At 54.1% G+C, this 17,414-nt stretch carries 15 protein-coding genes and 1 tRNA gene; 11 read left to right on the top strand and 5 right to left on the bottom strand.

Features of this window, described 5'->3' with window-relative positions; translation table 11 throughout:
- Positions 1-68 precede the first annotated feature (68 nt).
- Entirely contained in the window at positions 69-881 is an 813-nt protein-coding gene (locus ACN28Q_RS21405; protein WP_095848190.1) for a helix-turn-helix domain-containing protein, read from the top strand.
- Between the two features lie 186 nt (positions 882-1,067).
- On the opposite strand, the gene fhuE (ACN28Q_RS21400) is transcribed toward ACN28Q_RS21405, so the two are convergent.
- A complete protein-coding gene (fhuE, locus tag ACN28Q_RS21400) occupies positions 1,068-3,296 on the bottom strand; it encodes a ferric-rhodotorulic acid/ferric-coprogen receptor FhuE (protein ID WP_183096706.1) in 2,229 nt (742 codons plus the stop codon).
- 443 nt (positions 3,297-3,739) lie between these two features.
- Between fhuE (ACN28Q_RS21400) and ACN28Q_RS21395 the strand changes: the two genes are divergently transcribed.
- Both ACN28Q_RS21395 and fhuE (ACN28Q_RS21390) read left to right on the top strand, forming a co-directional pair.
- Positions 3,740-4,834, top strand: coding sequence for a YncE family protein (locus ACN28Q_RS21395; protein WP_095848188.1), 1,095 nt, complete (start codon positions 3,740-3,742; stop codon positions 4,832-4,834).
- A 194-nt stretch (positions 4,835-5,028) separates the two neighbouring features.
- The gene (fhuE, locus tag ACN28Q_RS21390) at positions 5,029-7,149 is read left to right on the top strand and encodes a ferric-rhodotorulic acid/ferric-coprogen receptor FhuE (protein ID WP_335589311.1); all 2,121 of its coding nucleotides are present in this window, start codon (positions 5,029-5,031) and stop codon (positions 7,147-7,149) included.
- 340 nt (positions 7,150-7,489) lie between these two features.
- Here fhuE (ACN28Q_RS21390) and ACN28Q_RS21385 read toward each other — a convergent pair whose 3' ends face one another.
- A complete protein-coding gene (locus ACN28Q_RS21385; RefSeq protein ID WP_329957327.1) occupies positions 7,490-7,762 on the bottom strand; it encodes a contact-dependent growth inhibition system immunity protein in 273 nt (90 codons plus the stop codon).
- A 448-nt stretch (positions 7,763-8,210) separates the two neighbouring features.
- Between ACN28Q_RS21385 and ACN28Q_RS21380 the strand changes: the two genes are divergently transcribed.
- From ACN28Q_RS21380 to ACN28Q_RS21365, 4 genes are all read left to right on the top strand, one after another.
- Positions 8,211-8,678: a hypothetical protein gene (locus tag ACN28Q_RS21380; RefSeq protein ID WP_095848186.1), complete on the top strand. Its 468-nt coding sequence runs from the start codon at positions 8,211-8,213 to the stop codon at positions 8,676-8,678.
- Positions 8,675-8,881, top strand: coding sequence for a helix-turn-helix domain-containing protein (locus ACN28Q_RS21375; protein ID WP_095848185.1), 207 nt, complete (start codon positions 8,675-8,677; stop codon positions 8,879-8,881). The genes ACN28Q_RS21380 and ACN28Q_RS21375 overlap by 4 nt, the downstream gene beginning before the upstream one ends.
- A gap of 347 nt (positions 8,882-9,228) precedes the next feature.
- Positions 9,229-9,486, top strand: coding sequence for an AbrB/MazE/SpoVT family DNA-binding domain-containing protein (locus ACN28Q_RS21370; protein ID WP_095848184.1), 258 nt, complete (start codon positions 9,229-9,231; stop codon positions 9,484-9,486).
- Positions 9,487-9,819, top strand: coding sequence for a type II toxin-antitoxin system PemK/MazF family toxin (locus ACN28Q_RS21365; RefSeq protein WP_095848183.1), 333 nt, complete (start codon positions 9,487-9,489; stop codon positions 9,817-9,819). It abuts the gene before it with no gap.
- A gap of 226 nt (positions 9,820-10,045) precedes the next feature.
- Here ACN28Q_RS21365 and ACN28Q_RS21360 read toward each other — a convergent pair.
- Together ACN28Q_RS21360 and ACN28Q_RS21355 are read right to left on the bottom strand one after the other, a co-directional pair.
- Positions 10,046-10,121, bottom strand: a tRNA-Asn gene (locus tag ACN28Q_RS21360).
- Between the two features lie 104 nt (positions 10,122-10,225).
- Positions 10,226-11,380: an MFS transporter gene (locus ACN28Q_RS21355; RefSeq protein ID WP_095849137.1), complete on the bottom strand. Its 1,155-nt coding sequence runs from the start codon at positions 11,378-11,380 to the stop codon at positions 10,226-10,228.
- 160 nt (positions 11,381-11,540) lie between these two features.
- Between ACN28Q_RS21355 and ACN28Q_RS21350 the strand changes: the two genes are divergently transcribed.
- The 4 genes from ACN28Q_RS21350 (at position 11,541) to ACN28Q_RS21335 (ending at position 16,105) form a co-directional block, all read left to right on the top strand.
- On the top strand, positions 11,541-12,488 hold the full coding sequence (locus ACN28Q_RS21350; RefSeq protein ID WP_095848182.1) for a LysR family transcriptional regulator: 948 nt from the start codon (positions 11,541-11,543) through the stop codon (positions 12,486-12,488).
- 717 nt (positions 12,489-13,205) lie between these two features.
- Complete coding sequence (dgcN, locus tag ACN28Q_RS21345; protein WP_095848181.1) at positions 13,206-14,207, top strand: N-acetyltransferase DgcN; 1,002 nt, start codon at positions 13,206-13,208, stop codon at positions 14,205-14,207.
- Positions 14,204-15,184: an N-acetyl-D-Glu racemase DgcA gene (gene dgcA, locus ACN28Q_RS21340; RefSeq protein ID WP_095848180.1), complete on the top strand. Its 981-nt coding sequence runs from the start codon at positions 14,204-14,206 to the stop codon at positions 15,182-15,184. The genes dgcN and dgcA overlap by 4 nt, the downstream gene beginning before the upstream one ends.
- A gap of 39 nt (positions 15,185-15,223) precedes the next feature.
- Positions 15,224-16,105, top strand: coding sequence for a D-amino-acid transaminase (locus ACN28Q_RS21335; protein WP_095848179.1), 882 nt, complete (start codon positions 15,224-15,226; stop codon positions 16,103-16,105).
- Positions 16,106-16,276: 171 nt separating this feature from the next.
- Here ACN28Q_RS21335 and ACN28Q_RS21330 read toward each other — a convergent pair whose 3' ends face one another.
- A complete protein-coding gene (locus ACN28Q_RS21330; protein WP_095848178.1) occupies positions 16,277-17,248 on the bottom strand; it encodes an aliphatic sulfonate ABC transporter substrate-binding protein in 972 nt (323 codons plus the stop codon).
- Positions 17,249-17,414 lie beyond the last annotated feature (166 nt).

Below are 17,414 nucleotides of genomic sequence, written 5' to 3'. Positions count from 1 at the left end.
GCCCTGCAGGCAATAATTTATGTTGGTTTTCTGCCCGGAGTTAAGAACGATATGAGATACGTTGCCCTATGGATAAGCTCAGAGTTGAAGCCTATTTCCCATCCGTTGATGAAAAGCTGTCGATCTATTCCAGTGATCCGGAAGATAATAACCGCGAGCATTGCCATGATTTCAACGAACTCGTGATCGTCGACAGTGGGCACGGCCTCCACGTGATCAACGGGAAACCGGTGTTTATTCAAGAAGGCGATGTTTTTTTCGTGAGAGACAACGATTACCACTTCTACGATGAGCTGGGCACGCTCAAGCTGATTAATGTGTTAATAAATCCACAAACACAATTCCATTACCTGACGAACACCGAGGAGTTACTATCCCGCTTTTCAGCTAGCGAAAATAGCCATTACGGCTGGTTGATGCCGGAAGTGAAAAATCATTGCCGCAGCTTGATTGGTCAGATGTTTGAAAATGCACCAGACATCCAGACGTTACAACAAGAAGGGTTGTTTTTTCAGCTGATAATGAACCTGGTCAATCAGCAGGAAATCGGGGATCGTAGCCATACCCAATATAAGCTGCATCGGGTGCTCAATTATTTGCAAGAGCATTGCTTCTCTGAAATTAACTGGATCGACGTAGCGGATGAGTTTTTGTTGACGCAACGTACGCTATTTCGTCGCATCAAAGAAACGACAGGTATGACGCCGGAAAATTATCTAAAAAGACTACGGCTAGTTTCTGCCCGAATGAAAATTAAAAATACTGAAACATCCATTACCGATATCGCTTTTATCTGTGGGTTTTCAAATAGCAATCATTTCACTGCATGCTACAAAAAGGTTTTCGGGATAACCCCAAGTCAGGAACGGAAAATAAAATAAATGCTACATAATTACAAATCGGGGCTTATAACTATTGAACAATAGATATTTTAAATTTCCAAGTTTATTCTTAGCATTTACCTGAGTATTTTCCTATCATAGGCTAATAAGAAAAAATCCACTGCACTGCGCCAATATATCATCAAGCGACCGCGCCCTGTTCATCCAGGGCGCGGTGGGTGTAGATCAGAATTGATATGACAAGCTAACCGAGAAATTACGCGGCTCGCCGTAAACATAGTTATTCATGTAGGTGTAGTAGGTGCGATCGAACAGATTATTGACGTTTGCCTGTACCGCCACCTGTTTGGTGGCCTGGTAACGCGCGAACAGGTTAGCCAGTGGGTAGCTGCCCTGATAAACGCGCTGGGTGCTGCCATCCGGGGCGCTAATATCCTCAAACACGCGGTTCTGCCAGTTGATGCCGCCGCCAATAACCAGATCCGGCAAGCTGGGGACCTGATAACGGGTAAACAGTTTGAAGTCGGTTTGCGGCTGGTCCGGATTATAGCGGCCGTCTTTATCACGCGCGACATAACGCGTCGCGCCGAACGTCAACTGCAGATTGTCGGTGAGTGCGCCATTCAGTTCAAATTCCGCCCCTTTACTCCGTGCGCCCTTGGTGGCGTAATAAGCCTGCTCGCTGCTGTTATTAACATACACCCCATTCTCTTCAGTACCGGCGTTGTCCTGCTCAATACGGAACACCGCAACGGTGGTGGTCAGGCGGCCATCAAACCAGGCAGCTTTCAGCCCTGTCTCATAACTTTTACCGGTAACCGGCGAGAGATAGTGGCCGGAAGCGTCGCGATAGGTTTGCGGCTGGAAGATCGAGGTATAGCTGGCATAGGCCGACCAGATATCGTTAATGTCGTACACCAGGCCCGCGTACGGCGTGATATTATTTTTTTCCATATCGCCACTGCTGCCGTTCGTGCTCCATTGGGTATAACGCGCGCCGACAATCAGTGACAGCGGATCGGCCAACGAGAAACGTGCGGCGGTATAAGCGGATTTCTGGCGAATCACATCATCCGCGTTCAAATACCACCCCTGCCATTGCGGCTCGGCAATATCGCCATTCCAACTGTTGTTAAACGCGCCCATATCGCTGGCGGCGATATTGTAGTTGTCGAGATCGGTAATACCGTCCTGGCTGTAGGTCGCGTTATGCTGGCGATTGTAGCTGATCCCGGCCATCAACTGGTGGTGGCGCCCCAACAGCTGGAACGGGCCGCTGGCATAGCTATCGACCGAGGTAAGTTCACGCCTGCCGCGATCCATACTGCCCCAGCCAGTAGCGCCTTCGCCGGTGCTTTCATCCGGATAGGCCGAGTAAGCGACATACAGCAGTTTGTCGCTAAAGGTATTTTCCGCGTGGGTGCCGTTGACGTGGAAGCTCCAGCCGTTATCAAAATTATGCACCAGATCGGCATACACTTTGCGCGCGTTAGTGTGGAAATTGGCCCAGTCGGCGGCGGAGTTCAGGCTACGGTTATAGTGCGTCAGTGAGCCATTGCTGTAAAACACCGGCAGCCCGCCCCAGGTGGGGTTGCCGGTGTCGGCGTCTTCATAGTCGTAACCCAGCGATAAAGTTGTGCGTGCGGTGATATCCGCATCCACCACGCCGTAGAGGAATTTTTTGGTTTTATGGTAGCGATCCAGCCAACTGTCCTGATCCTGATACCCGCTCACCACACGGCCGCGTACCGTGCCGTCTTCATTCAACGGCCCAGAAACATCAGCAACGTAGCGTTGATTATTCCAACTGCCATAGCTGGCGCTGACGGTGCCGGTGAATTCTTTGCTGTCCGCATGTTTGCGCACCATATTAACTGACGCGGATGGGCTACCTGCGCCGGTCATCAAGCCGGTGGCACCACGCACCACTTCGATACGATCATAAATCGCCGTGTCTGAAGCGGCATCCCCGTAGTTCCACGAATCGCCTACCGAAGTAGGAATACCGTCAAAGGTAAAGTTAGTGATTTTGAAGCCGCGAGAATAATATTCGGAACGTTCGCTGTCGACCTGGTTGCTGGTGATACCGGTGGTGTTATTCAGCACATCAGTAACGGTTTGCAGTTGCTGATCCTGCATGCGCTGTTGGGTTATCACGCTGACTGACTGCGGCACATCACGGGGCGTCAGCAGCAGTTTGGTGCCGGCGCGCGTGGTTATTACCTGATAATCCTGTTTCTCGTCTATCGCCACGTCGCTGGCTGCTGCGGTGGCATCCACCACCATATCCTGTTGACTCTTGCTGGCCGCCGTCTGGGTGATGGTTTCACTCGCCTGCGCCAGCATCGGGTTGAGGAAGGCGTGTACCAGCATGGCCAACGACGACACCGTGAATGTTTTACCGATAGCATAAGCGCATGCTGCAGCGCGAGCTCCCCTGCGATTCAAAGACATTATATTCCCCGTGAAATTAAGCGTGAGCGGCTTCGTATCGCTTCTGTTGTTATGGGATTACGACACCGAAATAGCGGGAGAAAATCGCCCATTTCGAGGCACATAAAATAGAGAAGCGCATAAATTTGTAAGGATAATGATAATCATTTGCAAGAATAATCCTAAAGAGGTTTTATTTAAATATGTAAGTTTATGTAAAGACCATAATGGTCAACGAGTTATGCTGAATATTAACCCGGTAATTACTGGCGTTTTCATTTTTTAGCCCGCCATTAAGCGTGAACGTGGCGAAGAATTTTGCTTTTTCTGCTGCGGCGGATACCGCTTTGCGCGGCGTCGATTTGCTTAGTTTCCGTTAATGCGTATTATTCTCATCCTTTCCTTAACCTTTCCGTATGGCTATTGCCTGACGGAAAGCATTCATCCATTAAATGGAGTTCTGAATGAAAGCGTTTTTTAGTTCACGTATAGGCGCGGTTGCAGCAGCGGTTATTACCGCGTTGAGTCTGACAGCTTGCCAGGCACCGGCCAAAAAAGCGGAAACGCCGGTGGCTGCTGCCACTGCAAAACCGGTTGATCAGGCAGTGACACAGCGTGTATTAGGCGATGGGCTGTATGAACTGGCGTATTCGCCGGCGGCCAACGCCTTGTATGTCGCCAGTGCGCAGAGCTTTAAAGACGTGAACGGCGGTATGCTTTATCGCCTCGATCCGGTGACCCTTGCGACCAAAGGCGAAACCCATACCGATCTGAAAAACTTCGGCATGGCGATTGATGGCGAAGGCAACAGTTTCTATACCACCAATTCGCTGGACGGTAGCGTATCCAAAGTGGATGCGAAGAGCGGCAAAGTGTTGCAACGCCTGGCATTGGGCGGCGGTAAAGATAAAGACGGCGATGCGATTGGCGCACGTGAGATGCTGCTGCACGGTAACGAGTTGTATGTCGGCCGCGTGGCCGATCCTGGCTTCATTACCGTTATCGACACCAAAACCTTTCGCGTAAAAACCACCATCAAAAATGCCGGCAAATGGGTGACGGGCATGATTTATTCGCCGCAAACCGGGCGCATTTACGCCGCCAACGGCGGGGGCGAGATTCTGGTGATTAATCCCCGCAGCCATAAAATTGAGCAGCGCTGGAAACCGGATGATGGCAAAGCGTATCTGTTCCTGAATATGGCGGAAGATCCGGCCACCGGCCGCCTGTTCGTGACCGATGATTCCAAAGGCAAAACGACACTGGTGTTTGATATCCACACCGGCAAAGTGATCAAACGCATCGACGGCGACGCATTGGGCATTAAGTTCAATGCCAAACGCAATGAGCTCTACCTCAGCCAACGTGAATCGAAAAAAGTGCTGCAACTGGATGCTACCAGCTACGCGGTGAAAAAGAGCTGGGCGTTCGACACCAGCCCGAACAGCCTGCTGGTCTCAGCCGACGGTGAAACGCTGTATGTTTCGCTGAAACAGGCGTTTAACGAAGACAGTTCAACGAAAGGCCCGGATAGCGTGGCGCGCATTGCGCTGAAGTAGGTCCGCCAGGGAAGGCCTGCAGGCCTTCCCTGCGTGAAGCAGGTTTGCTCATGTGAACGCTTTCCCGTCAGCTCGCTAAATAATAATATTTTTTGAGGGTGATCATGTCCCGTTCTCCATGCCACAACTGTGTCAATCGCGTTGTTGATAACGCCTGCGCCAATTCTTTGTTGCCGAAACTTTCGCTATTAACGATGGTTATTGCCACTGCGCTGCATATGCCTTATGTCTCCGCCGCTGACACAACCAACAAAGAGGAAACGCTGGAAGTCACGGCGGCCGCTGGTAACGCGGGGAGCACGCAGGATACGGACTATAACGTGCCGGTGACCCGCGCCGCGACTAAAATGGCGTTGACCGCACGCGATATTCCCCAGTCTGTCAGCGTGATCAGCAAGCAGCGCATGCAAGATCAAAAGCTGGAAACCCTGAATGACGTATTAAAAAATACCACCGGCATTAGCGAGTTTAATTCTGGCGCAAACCGCAGCAATTTTTATTCGCGCGGATTTATGATTGATAACTATCAGATTGACGGCGTACCGGTCCTGATTGATTCCGCCTGGAATATCGGCGACACGCTGTCTGATACGGCGATTTATGACCGGATTGAAGTCGTCCGTGGTGCGACGGGCCTGATGACCGGGGCCGGCAGCCCTGCGGCCTCCATCAATATGGTGCGTAAGCATGCCGACAGCAAAACGTTCGAGGGCAATGTCTCTGCGAGTTACGGTAGCTGGGATAATCAACGTTATGTTGCCGATCTTTCCGCGCCACTGACCGAGTCAGGTAATGTGCGTGGGCGGGTTGTGGCGGGTTATCAGGACGGTGACAGCTGGCTGAACAATTACCACACCCAGAAGAAATTCCTTTATGGTGTCGTCGATGCCGATCTGACAGACTCAACAACCCTTTCCGTCGGTTACGATTATCAAGAAACGCATATCGCGGGAGCGACCTGGGGCGGCTTGCCCACCTTCTATCTTGACGGCAGCAAAACCCACTATGACCGCAGCACCAACCTTTCGCCTGACTGGGCCTACAACAACAGCGACGCTAAAAAAGTCTTTGCCAGCCTGAAGCAGACGTTTAGTAACGGCTGGGCGTTCAACCTGAGCGGTACGCACTCTGAAGCGACGATGGACAGTAAGCTGCTCTATATCGACGGCTATTTTGATAAGACCACCGGTATCGGTATCGGCCCCTATGCGGGATACGATTTGTTAGGCGGCACGGGCTACAACACGGCGAAACGTAAAGAAAACGCGGTAGACGCTTATGCCAGCGGCCCCTACACGCTTTTTGGTCGTCAGCATGAGCTGATGGCCGGCGTGACCTATATCCGCCAGAACGATCGTTACATCGGCACATCGACCAGCTTTACCTCGGCAGACGTCGGTGATTTCAATAACTGGGGCAATTATCCGCAGCCTGACTGGGCCGACCAAACGCTGGCGCAGGATAATACCATCCACCAGAAATCCGCCTATTTAGCGACACGCATCTCGCTGGCCGATCCTCTGCATCTTATTCTTGGCGCCCGTTATACGAAGTACAACGCCGCTACGCTGACGCAGAATATGGAGAAGAACAATATCACGCCGTACGCGGGCCTGGTCTATGACATCAACGACACCTATTCTGCTTACGCCAGCTACACGTCAATTTTTAAACCACAGACCTATCGCAATGCGCAAGGCGCTTATCTGGCCCCCGTCACCGGTAAAAGCTATGAAACCGGGATAAAAGGTGACTGGATGGACAGCCGCGTTACGGCGTCATTAGCCGTATTCCGCATTGAGCAGGACCATCTTGGCGCCACGGATTACGCGCTGGTGCCGGGCAGCACTGATTACGCCTATTACGAACAGAATGGCACGGTCAGTAAGGGGATTGAGTTCGAAATCAACGGAGCAGTGACAGACAATCTGCAGATGACGTTCGGCGCGACACGCTACGTTGCGAAAGACGGCGAAGGCGCAGCGTTAAACCCAACCCAACCGCGAACCTCGTTAAAACTGTTTACCCGCTATCGCCTACCGATACTGCCGGATCTGACCGTTGGCGGCGGTGTTAACTGGCAGACGCATACCTGGGATAACGTTGCCGGGCCGGACGGTGCATCCACGCTCTATGCAGAGCAAGGCAGCTATGCCCTGGTTGATCTTTTTGGCCGCTATCGCGTCACTAAGCAGCTTTCAATCCAGGCGAATCTGAACAACCTGTTCGACAAGACGTATAACATCGATGTCGGCAGAAACACGGTATACGGTGAACCCCGTAACGTTTCCGTCACGGCGAATTACAGTTTCTAAGGCGGTTAAGCGCGCCCTGACATGATGGCGTCTTCAGCCACTGTGCAGGCTACGGCAGAGGATAACGGCCTGGCCTGTGTGGGATGAAAAACGTTCAGGTTCAGGCTATTTCTGTGCCGCGGAGCACCCAACGCCAGGGCGAGAGAATAATTCGCACTAGGCAAGATAGACAAAAGCCCGCTTAAGGAAACTTAAGCGGGCTTTCTAAATATGGTTCCGCTGACTACTGGGAGCGCGAGCCTGTTTATAAAATTGTGTAATTGCCTTATTTTCCCGCATATCATTCAGATATGTGAGTCATGCTCTTCTTCCTGTATAGCTTGACTGACTTTCTTCTTAACTAACAAGAGGAAATCTCTAGGGGTAATTCCCCAGAGTTCGGGTGCAAAGTGAAGCCATAGTAATCCTGGAAGGTAGAATCCAGAGCGTCGCCGAGTGCTAGAAAACTGTCAATATCTTCAAGTAGGGCATGTTTCATTCCTGTATGAGAAGCAGCAATATATGCGTTAATTTTGGGTTCAATTTCATCGCTGTCATCAATTAGATCATAATCCTGGCCGAAATAAATTATGACGAGGTTATTGAGTTCGCTACTTGAATATTTTTCAAACATAATCAGTCTACCGGAAAGGATGTTAGAATGAAGTAAGATTTCCCATTATATTCGGTGAGTTCCAGACTCACTGTAACCCTGTAGCTATTGATGGTTTGATGATAGGTTCTTAGTCGACAGTAACTCTAATTTATCTTTATATCAATCTGCGATCTGTCTTCCACTATTCCCACTTGCCGTTTTTGACCAATCGCGATATCTTTTCTCCGCACCTGCAAAATCAGGCGCCAGGATTGGAACCCTGAGAAATGTTACAGGCGACATATGACGCGTCCGCGTCTTTTTTTATGTCGTGCGCTCGGCTATACCTCTATGGTGGGCTGGGCGGGGGCACCGTAAGGTGCGCCGGTTGCCTGTAACGCCGGTAGTTCCAACCCCGTTCAGTCCACCACCATGAGATTGGAACCTCTGGTGGTGGGTTTTAAAACCGTTACAGGAGACTGCCATTATGGCTACGATCCCCACTCAGATACACCCGTTACTTGCTGTTCCCTTCAATGCTGCCACGGATTTCACCGTATTGGCCGTTCACTGTGAAAATTTTGCCGAAACCCTGATTGAAAGCAACGATCCCACGCTGAAAATGGCGCTCTGCGGCAGAATTAATGCCTGTATGACACTGCTCCAACCCACGTTGTTAGAGCCTATTCCTCCCCATCTGGTTGAAAGCCTGACTGTTGACTCGCTTCCTGTCAGTTCTCCACGTTTTGATCCTGAATGCACTGAACTTTGTCACTACTGTATTGCTCTGACCCAGACTCTGTCAGGGCTGGGATTTGCCTCTGAAACGGAGAAGCATCTTAGCTGGCTGTTGTACGATCTGATTAACTACTTCACTGCGGAAATGAAAGCCCCGCGTTGGCTGCGTACTTCCGACGGCGTGAAGTTTATTGACGGCGTGGAGGTCAAAGAATGATGCAGTCTGACTGGCATCCTGCCGACATTATCGCCGGGCTGAAAAAACGTGGCACCTCGCTGTCAGCGCTTTCGCGTAACGCGGGGCTGGCGTCCTCCACGCTGGCTAATGTGCTTACCCGCCGCTGGCCCAAAGGCGAAAGATTGATTGCTGAAGCGTTAGATGTTGCGCCTGAGAACATCTGGCCTTCACGCTATCGCTGATGTTCCTCCGGCGCAGCCCGGATACGGAAGCTGCGCCGCATTTCGTTTATCTGATCCGTCATAATCCTTTGAACCGCAAAAACAGTTTTCTATTATCGGCCTTCTTACCACGAACTAAGCTCCCGCCAGCACGAAATGCTTCATGGCCTGAAAGAAGCGCCTGATGTATCAGTATGGTCGCCGTTTTACCAGCAATGCCGCCTTTGAAAACTGCCGGATCTGTCCTTCGATGGATTAAGGCTTTCTTCACGCTTTATTACGCTAAGGAAATCACAATGAATCTGATGAATAATTGTGCATCGCCTGCCGTAGATGTTATATTAAAATATAATATTCGGAGGTGCTCTATGTATACAACTCGCCTGAAAAAGGTCGGCGGATCCATCATGCTGGCGGTTCCTCCCGCCGTGCTGAAAACGCTGGAGCTGTCGACGGACAGCGAAGTGGGTATGACCATTGATAATGGCTGTCTGATTATTGAACCCCAGAAACGGCCCCGTTATTCGCTTGAGGAGTTGCTGGCGCAGTGCGATCCGCACGCCGAAATGAGTGAAGAGGATCAGGAATGGATTGATGCGCCTGCGGTGGGCAAGGAGATCCTGTAAATGGACAGAGGGGAAATCTGGCTCGTTTCACTGGATCCGATTGCCGGCCACGAGCAAAGTGGAAAACGTCCGGTGCTTATCGTATCGAAGGCATCGTTTAACAAGCTGACCCGGCTACCCGTTGTTGTTCCCGTCACCAGCGGCGGAAACTTTGCCCGCACAGCCGGTTTTACCGTCTCACTGGACGGCGCGGGAACAAAAACAACGGGCGTTATTCGCTGCGACCAGCCCAGAACCATTGATATGGGAGCCCGGAGCGGTAAGCGGCTGGAGCGTATACCCGATGCTGTCGTGAATGAAGTGCTGGCCCGACTGGAAGCCATTCTGAGCTGATGTTTTTTATGTAACCTGAACGAGGGCGCTACCACATACAGCGCTCTCATTTTTTATAACAACAAGTGATTAAAAAATCCTTTTGCAGGTAAAAACAGTTTCTCCTTTCCGCGCCATTGGATGTTGGTTTGATACTGCGGATTTGCGCATCGAAAAGGTTTATCACGCAAAATAATGGATAAAAAGCAAAAAACCAGACATCCGTAGATATCTGGTTTCTTTAATATGGCTCCCCTGACTGGACTCGAACCAGTGACATACGGATTAACAGTCCGCCGTTCTACCGACTGAACTACAGAGGAATCGTGTGAACGGGGCGAATAATAACGGGGGCCTCGCGGTTTGTCAAAGCGCGAAACAGCAAAAAAAGTGCGTTTGCTGCGCGAATGAACACATTGGCCTGTTTTTATCCATTTTGCTGATTTTTCGAAAGTTGTTGCACCCCTTTCACCGCCGCCGGGAAACCGTGCCGTTTCGCCGCCTCTACCACCGCCAGCGCCGCGGCCAGCAAGATAAGCAAGGCGGGAGAAAATGCGCCGGTGCCGAACCGCTCAAGCAAAATGCCGCCGATGATGCCGCCACCGGCAATAGCCACATTCCAGGCCGTCACCAGCATCGATTGCGCGACGTCCGCCGCGTCACCGGCCGTTTTCGCCAACGCCGTTTGAAACAGCGTCGCTGCCCCACCGAAGGCCAGCCCCCATAGGGCGACCGCCGCATAGACAATGGCGGGCTTATCGCCGGCGACGCCGAGCGCCAGCGCTGCAAAGGCAAACAGCAACGTGCTGGCGAGCGTCAGGGGCCGAAGGTAACGGTCAATCAGCACGCCGGTGAACCAGATACCGGCCAGTGACGCGATGCCGAACACCAGCAGCACCAGATCCGTGCGTTGGGCCAGGCCAGCAATCGCCAGGAACGGCGCGATATAGGTATAAAGAATGTTATGCGCCAGCACAAAAGCCAGCACGGCGAACAACACGGGGCGAATGCCGGGCAGCATAAACGTGTGCCCCAGCGGGCGGCGTTTGCTCTGCGCTTGCCCGGCGAAATCCGGCACCTGAAGGCGCACCCAGCCCATCAGCAGCAGTGCCAGCAGGCTCATAATAGCGAAGCAGGCGCGCCACCCTACCACCGCGCCCAACAACGTTCCCGCCGGCACACCCAACGACAGCGCCAGCGGTGTTCCCACCATGGCGATCGCAATAGCTCGCCCTTTCTGCTGCGCAGGCACCATGCGCGCGGCATACCCGGCCAATAACGCCCAAAGCAGCCCCGCCGAAACGCCGGCCAGCAAGCGTGCCACCATCGTCAGGGGATAACTGGTGGAAAACGCCGTGACGGTATTCGCGGCGAAAAATCCCAGAATGGCCGCCAGTAGCAGCGGCCGACGCCGGATCCCTTGGGTCGCCGCCGTCAAGGGGATGGCGGCCAGCAGCGAACCCAGCGCATAAACAGTGACGGTCTGGCCGATCCAGGCTTCAGAAACCGCCATACTGTGCGCCATCTGCGGCAACAGGCCGGCCGGCAACGCTTCGGTGAGGATGGTGATAAACGCCGCCATCGCCAGTGCTAACAACGGTGCCAGGGGCAATTTGGAATCGGTCACGGGAATACCTTGTGGTTAATAACGGTTCCGCAACGATAATTACCCATCGATTAAAGAAAAAGTAGGCTACAGTTCCTTGTTATGCGGAAATATCTGTCCGCAATGAGGGAGTGAGATGGAAAACTTAAACGGCTTTGCGGTGTTCGTGCAGGTGGCGGAAACCCGCAGCTTTGTCGCGGCCGGCCGCTTGCTTGGCGTTTCGGCTTCGGCGGTGGGTAAAAGCGTGGCGCGTCTGGAAGAGAAGTTCGGTGCGCGCCTGTTCCACCGCAGCACGCGCAGCGTCACGCTGACCGCCGAAGGCGCGATGTTCCTTGAACGCTGCCGCCGCATCCTCGCCGAGGTTGAAGCCGCGGAGCTGGAACTTTCGCAGGCTACCGCCGCGCCGCGTGGCAACCTGCGTATCAGCCTGCCGCTGGTCAGTTCGCTGGTGCTGCCGGTGCTGGGCGAATTTATGGCCGCATACCCCGAGATCGTCCTGGATTTGGACTTTACCGACCGGCTGGTGGATGTGGTCGAGGAAGGCTTTGATGCCGTCGTGCGTTCGGGAGAACCCGCCGACTCGCGGCTATCCGCACGCAGGCTGGGCAGCTTCGAGCTGATGCTGGTCGCCTCCCCCGCTTACCTGGCGCAGCACGGCACGCCGCAGGTGCCCGAAGACCTGCTCGAACACACCTGCCTGCACTACCGCTTCCCCAACAGCGGCAAGCTCGAAACCTGGCCGCTGCGCCGTGCGCCCGGCGAACCCGAATTGCAACTGCCCACGTCCATGATCTGCAACAACATCGAAACCCGTATGTGTTTCGCGATGCAGGGCCGTGGCATCGCCTGCCTGCCGGACTTTGCCGTCAGAACGCCGTTGGCCGAAGGCGGGCTGCGCCGCGTGCTGCCCGAACATGCCCAGCGTTTCGGCACCTTCTATGTGCTCTGGCCGGCCAGCAAGCACCCTTCCCCCAAGCTGCGGGCGCTGGTTGATTTCCTCTGCAGCCGGGTGTTTCCGCAATCGGAAGCCGGCGTGGCCGCAAAAGCCAGAACCAACGCATCGCCTGTGGCACGGCAAGATTGACACATGGAAAAGCATGCCGGGCCGCCAATGCAAGGCCGGCGGAAAAGACAATGGCCTGATCACACCCGCTGTCTGGCAATAGCCCCGAACAGGCTTTATTTATATAGGGTAGTGTTTCATGCCATTACCCATTCTTTTAATATCCATTAAAGTATCAGATTCAATTCTATACCCTTCATACTTCAAGTTGCAGGTGTGTTGGCTTTCCTCGCTCACCCCAGTCACTTACTCCAGTAAGCTCCTGGGGATTCGCTGCGTTGCCGCCTTCCTGCAACTCGAATTATTTTGGGTATATTAAATTACATTGTTTCTAATTTTAAATTAACAAATTAAAAACAACCCGCCATTGCACCAATTTGGCGCCCCGAAATAACACACCTCACCAATTTAGCGCCACACAACCCAATAAATAAAATTAATACATAAATATCAAATAGATAACCAAATAACAATAGGCGGTAATTTGTTATTTACACATAAGAAAATCACATCATTTTAAAATAACACCACAGCACAGAATTTAACTTCAAAAACTACGTTTATTTCTGAATTTAAATTCAATAAAAAAACAAAAACCAGATATTATAACCATAACAGTATTGTTATTGACAATTATATGACTACGGATATTATCAATTGTGAAGATTGATTTTTACCCGTAATTTTTATCCCACCATGTTATTAACGTTCACGCTTTTTTGCTTGTGAGGATGAATAATGGATATTAAAAAGCCCTATTTATTATTCCTTGGCGACGCGCACGATCAGTTAGCCGCTAAAGTGGCTATCGGGATCAAACAGTGGCACCCGGAATATTGCGTTGGCCAGTACCGCATGGCGGGCTGCCATGCCGACTGCCAGTTACCCGATATGGACATTAGCGCCGCCCGTAAGGCGGGTGCGCAAACGCTGGTTATTGGCGTCGCCAACCGTGGCGGGATCATCTCTGATGCGTGGATCGCCATCTTGCAAGAGGCGCTGGAAAGCGGCATGGATCTGGCCGCCGGGCTGCATAACCGCCTGGCGGATGTGCCGCAGTTGCGTGAACTTGCCGCCAGGCTTGGCCGCTCGCTGTTCGACGTGCGCCACCCTTCGCAAACCTTCCCGGTGGCCAACGGCCGCAAACGCCCGGGCAAACGCCTGCTGCCCGTCGGCACCGACTGTTCCTGCGGCAAAATGTACACCGCCCTGGCGATCGAAAAAGAAATACTATCCCGTGGCGGCAACGCCACCTTCCGCGCCACCGGCCAAACAGGCATTCTTATCAGCGGTGCGGGGGTGAGTATTGATGCGGTGGTCGCCGATTTCATCGCCGGCGCGGTTGAAACTATCGCCCCGGCCAACGATGCCGATCACTGGGACGTGATTGAAGGGCAAGGATCGCTGTTTCACCCTTCATTTGCCGGCGTAACGATCGGCATCATCCACGGCGCGCAGCCCGATGCGCTGGTGCTGTGCCATGAGCCTACCCGTAAAACCATGCGCGGCGTTGACTACCCGATTCCGGATCTGGCCGCCTGCATGGCCTTGAATTTATCCGTTGCGCAGTTGACCAACCCCAAGGCGCGTTTCGTCGGCATCTCGGTCAATACCGCGGCGCTCAGTGAACAAGACGCGCTGCAGTTAGCCCGCGATCTTGAGAAAAAATTCGGTTTGCCAGTGGTGGATCCATTCCGCCAGGGTGTTGGGCGCATTGTTGACCAATTGGCGGGCCTATGATCGACATCGAACTGCTGCAGGAAGGCTGGCCACTGCAGAGCACCTTTACCATTTCGCGCGGCAGCAAAACCCAGGCGGATGTGGTGGTGGTCGCCCTGAGCGCCAACGGCGCAGCGGGCTATGGCGAATGCGTGCCCTATGCCCGCTATGGTGAATCCGTCGACAGCGTGATGGCGCAGATCGCCGCGCTGCGTGACGATCTGCGCCACGGCCTCGATCGCGAAGCGTTGCAAACCCGGCTGCCGCCCGGCGCGGCGCGCAATGCCCTCGACTGCGCCTTTTGGGATCTGGAATGCAAACAGCATAACCAACGGATCTGGCAGCGCCTGAACCTGCCGGCGCCGGGGGTATTGCAAACCGCCTATACGCTGTCGCTGGATACCCCGGCGCGCATGCAGCAGGCAGCGCGGCAAAACGCCCACCGCCCGTTGCTGAAGCTGAAGCTGGCGGATCACGACGATTTAGCCAGGGTGGCGGCGGTGCGCCAGGGTGCGCCTGCCGCCCGCCTGATTGTTGATGCCAACGAAGGATGGGATGCCGCGCTCTACCTGAAACTGGTGCCGGCGCTGGCGGCATTGGGCGTGACGATGATCGAACAGCCGCTTCCCGCCGGCAAAGACGGCATTTTAGCCGAACTGCCGCACCCGATCCCGATCTGCGCCGATGAATCCTGCCATGATAGCCATTCGCTGGCGGCGATCGCCGGTTGCTATGACATGATCAACATCAAGCTGGACAAAACCGGCGGGCTGACCGAGGCGCTGCGGCTGCGTGCCAGCGCCCAGGCGCAGGGGTTGCAGATCATGGTGGGTTGTATGGTCAGCACCTCGCTCTCAATTGCGCCGGCGATGATCGTGGCCCAGGGCGCGCAGGTTATCGATCTTGACGGCCCGTTGCTGTTACAGCGCGATCGCGCTCACGGCCTGCACTATGACAGCAGCACCCTGCACGCGCCGCAAGCGGCATTGTGGGGTTAACCGGCGAACTGCAACAACGCGATAATTAAGGAGTTCGTGATGCAACGTCTTGTTTATGTCGATGGGCACTATGTGCCAGAAAACGAAGCCAAAATTTCAGTCTTTGACCGCGGTTTCCTGTTTGCCGATGCCGTGTACGAAGTCACCGCCGTCGTTAATGGCAAACTGGTGGAGTTTGACGGCCACATGGCGCGTTTACAGCGCTCTTGCCGCGAACTGTCGCTGGCGCTGCCGGTCACCCTTGCCGAACTGCAGGCGATCCATCAGGCCATGATCGAAAAGAACGGCTTGCAAGAAGGGGCGATTTATTTGCAGATCAGCCGCGGCAGCGCCGGCGATCGCGATTTCAGCTTCCCCCCCGCCGGGGTGCAGCCCACGCTGGTGCTGTTTACCCAGGCCCGCGCCGTGCTGGATAACCCCAAAGCGCAAAGCGGCCTGCATGTCGTTACCTGCCCCGATATCCGCTGGCACCGCCGGGATATTAAAACCGTCAACCTGCTTGCTCCCTGCCTGGCCAAAGAGTACGCCCACGCGCAGCATGCCGATGATGCCTTTCTGGTGAAAAACGGCTTCATTACCGAAGGCAGTTCCTGTAACTGCTACATCGTTCTGCACGATCGCACCGTGGTCACGCGCCCGTTAAGCAACGACATTCTGCACGGCATTACTCGCCACGCGCTGTTGGCGTTGGCGGCCAGCGATGACATCACGCTGGAACAACGGCTGTTCACCCCGGAAGAAGCCTATCACGCCAGCGAGATTTTCATCAGTTCAGCCACCACTTTCGTGCTGCCGGTGGTCACGCTGGATGGCAAAACCATCGGCGACGGCAAACCCGGCCCCGTCACGCGCCGGCTGCGGGAAATATACATTGAGCGGGTGAAGCAGCAGGTTAGCGATCGCCCGGCGCACGCGGGCTAACAGGCTTAGCTGGCTAAACCGAACTCGGCCAGCAATGGCGGTGGTGGGATTTGGCGTAAATCAGCGCTAACGGGATATCCGCAACGGCGAAATCAATGAATTGCACAATTGCCGTTAATCAACGTTACCCGCAGTTCGACTTCCAGGCTGGTACCACCCACGCCGCTGATGTTATTTTCCCGCTGTGGGGGCCCAGATCGTCACCGCCTGCGCATCGATCCGCTTAGGCAACAGCCCGGCGTCAAAAAACGCATCGGCGATTTGCTGTTGCTCATGCAAACCTTCACGCGTCACCGGCCGCACCTGGTAAGTGCGGCGGGCGTTGGCCTGTTCGACGGTTGCGCTGTCCAGATTGCCCCACAGCGGCCCCAGCAGCGCTGCCGCTTCGCTGGGGTTGGCTTTAATCCAAACGCCGGTTTTCGCCAGCTCGCGGTAAATCAACGCCAGGATTTCAGGGTGGTTACGGGCATAGGTGCTGGAAGCCAGGTAATAGCGCTGGTAGCTGGCGATACCCTGCCCCTGGCTCAGCACGCGGGCGTGCTGCTGGCGCTCGGCGCTGGCGACGAACGGCTCCCACGTCACCCAGGCATCCACCTGGCCGGTCTCAAACGCGGCGCGGCCGTCCGCCGGCGCCAGATAGGCCGGCGTAATGTCTTTAAAGCTCAAATGCGCCTTGGCCAGCGCGGCGATCAGGAAATAGTGGCTACCCGCCGCTTTGGTTACCGCGATGCGTTTGCCTTTCAACTGCGCCAGCGTGGTTAAGCTGGACGTTTGCGGCACCAAAATCGCCTGCGCGTCCGGCGAGGCCTCTTCACGGGCAAAATAGGTTAAATCCGCCCCGGCCGCCTGGGCGAACACCGGCACGGTATCGGCCACATCCGCAGAGATATCCACGTTGCCGACATTCAGCGATTCAAGCAACGGCAGGCCGCTGGAAAACTCGAACCAGCTGATGTTCACCCCCTGCGGGCCAAGCTCCTTTTCCAGCGTGCCCTGCAACTTCAGCAGCGTCATCAGGGTTGAGGATTTTTGATAACCGATCCGCAATTCGGTTTGCGCAGCGGCCGGAAATTGCAGCAGCAACGCGATCAGTACCATGGCGCTATAGAACACCCGGCGTGGAATAAGGTTGTGAAAAGACATAGCAGCACCGCCCAATAGCAAAGGAAAACCATAAATTCCGGAACTTACCCTGATAAGTCAAAGCACAAGATTGGCTATAGAAAGACGTTTTCCTGATTTACGTAGCGCAGGATCGGCCCAGGCTGCACTCGGCCCCGTGAGATACAAACGGCCCTCCCCCTACGGC

Origin of the sequence: Gibbsiella quercinecans (assembly GCF_002291425.1) — a bacterium.
GTDB classification, from domain to species: Bacteria; Pseudomonadota; Gammaproteobacteria; order Enterobacterales; family Enterobacteriaceae; genus Gibbsiella; species Gibbsiella quercinecans.
The sequence above is the reverse complement of the archived record's forward strand: the minus strand, read 5'-3'. Positions and strand labels throughout refer to the sequence as shown.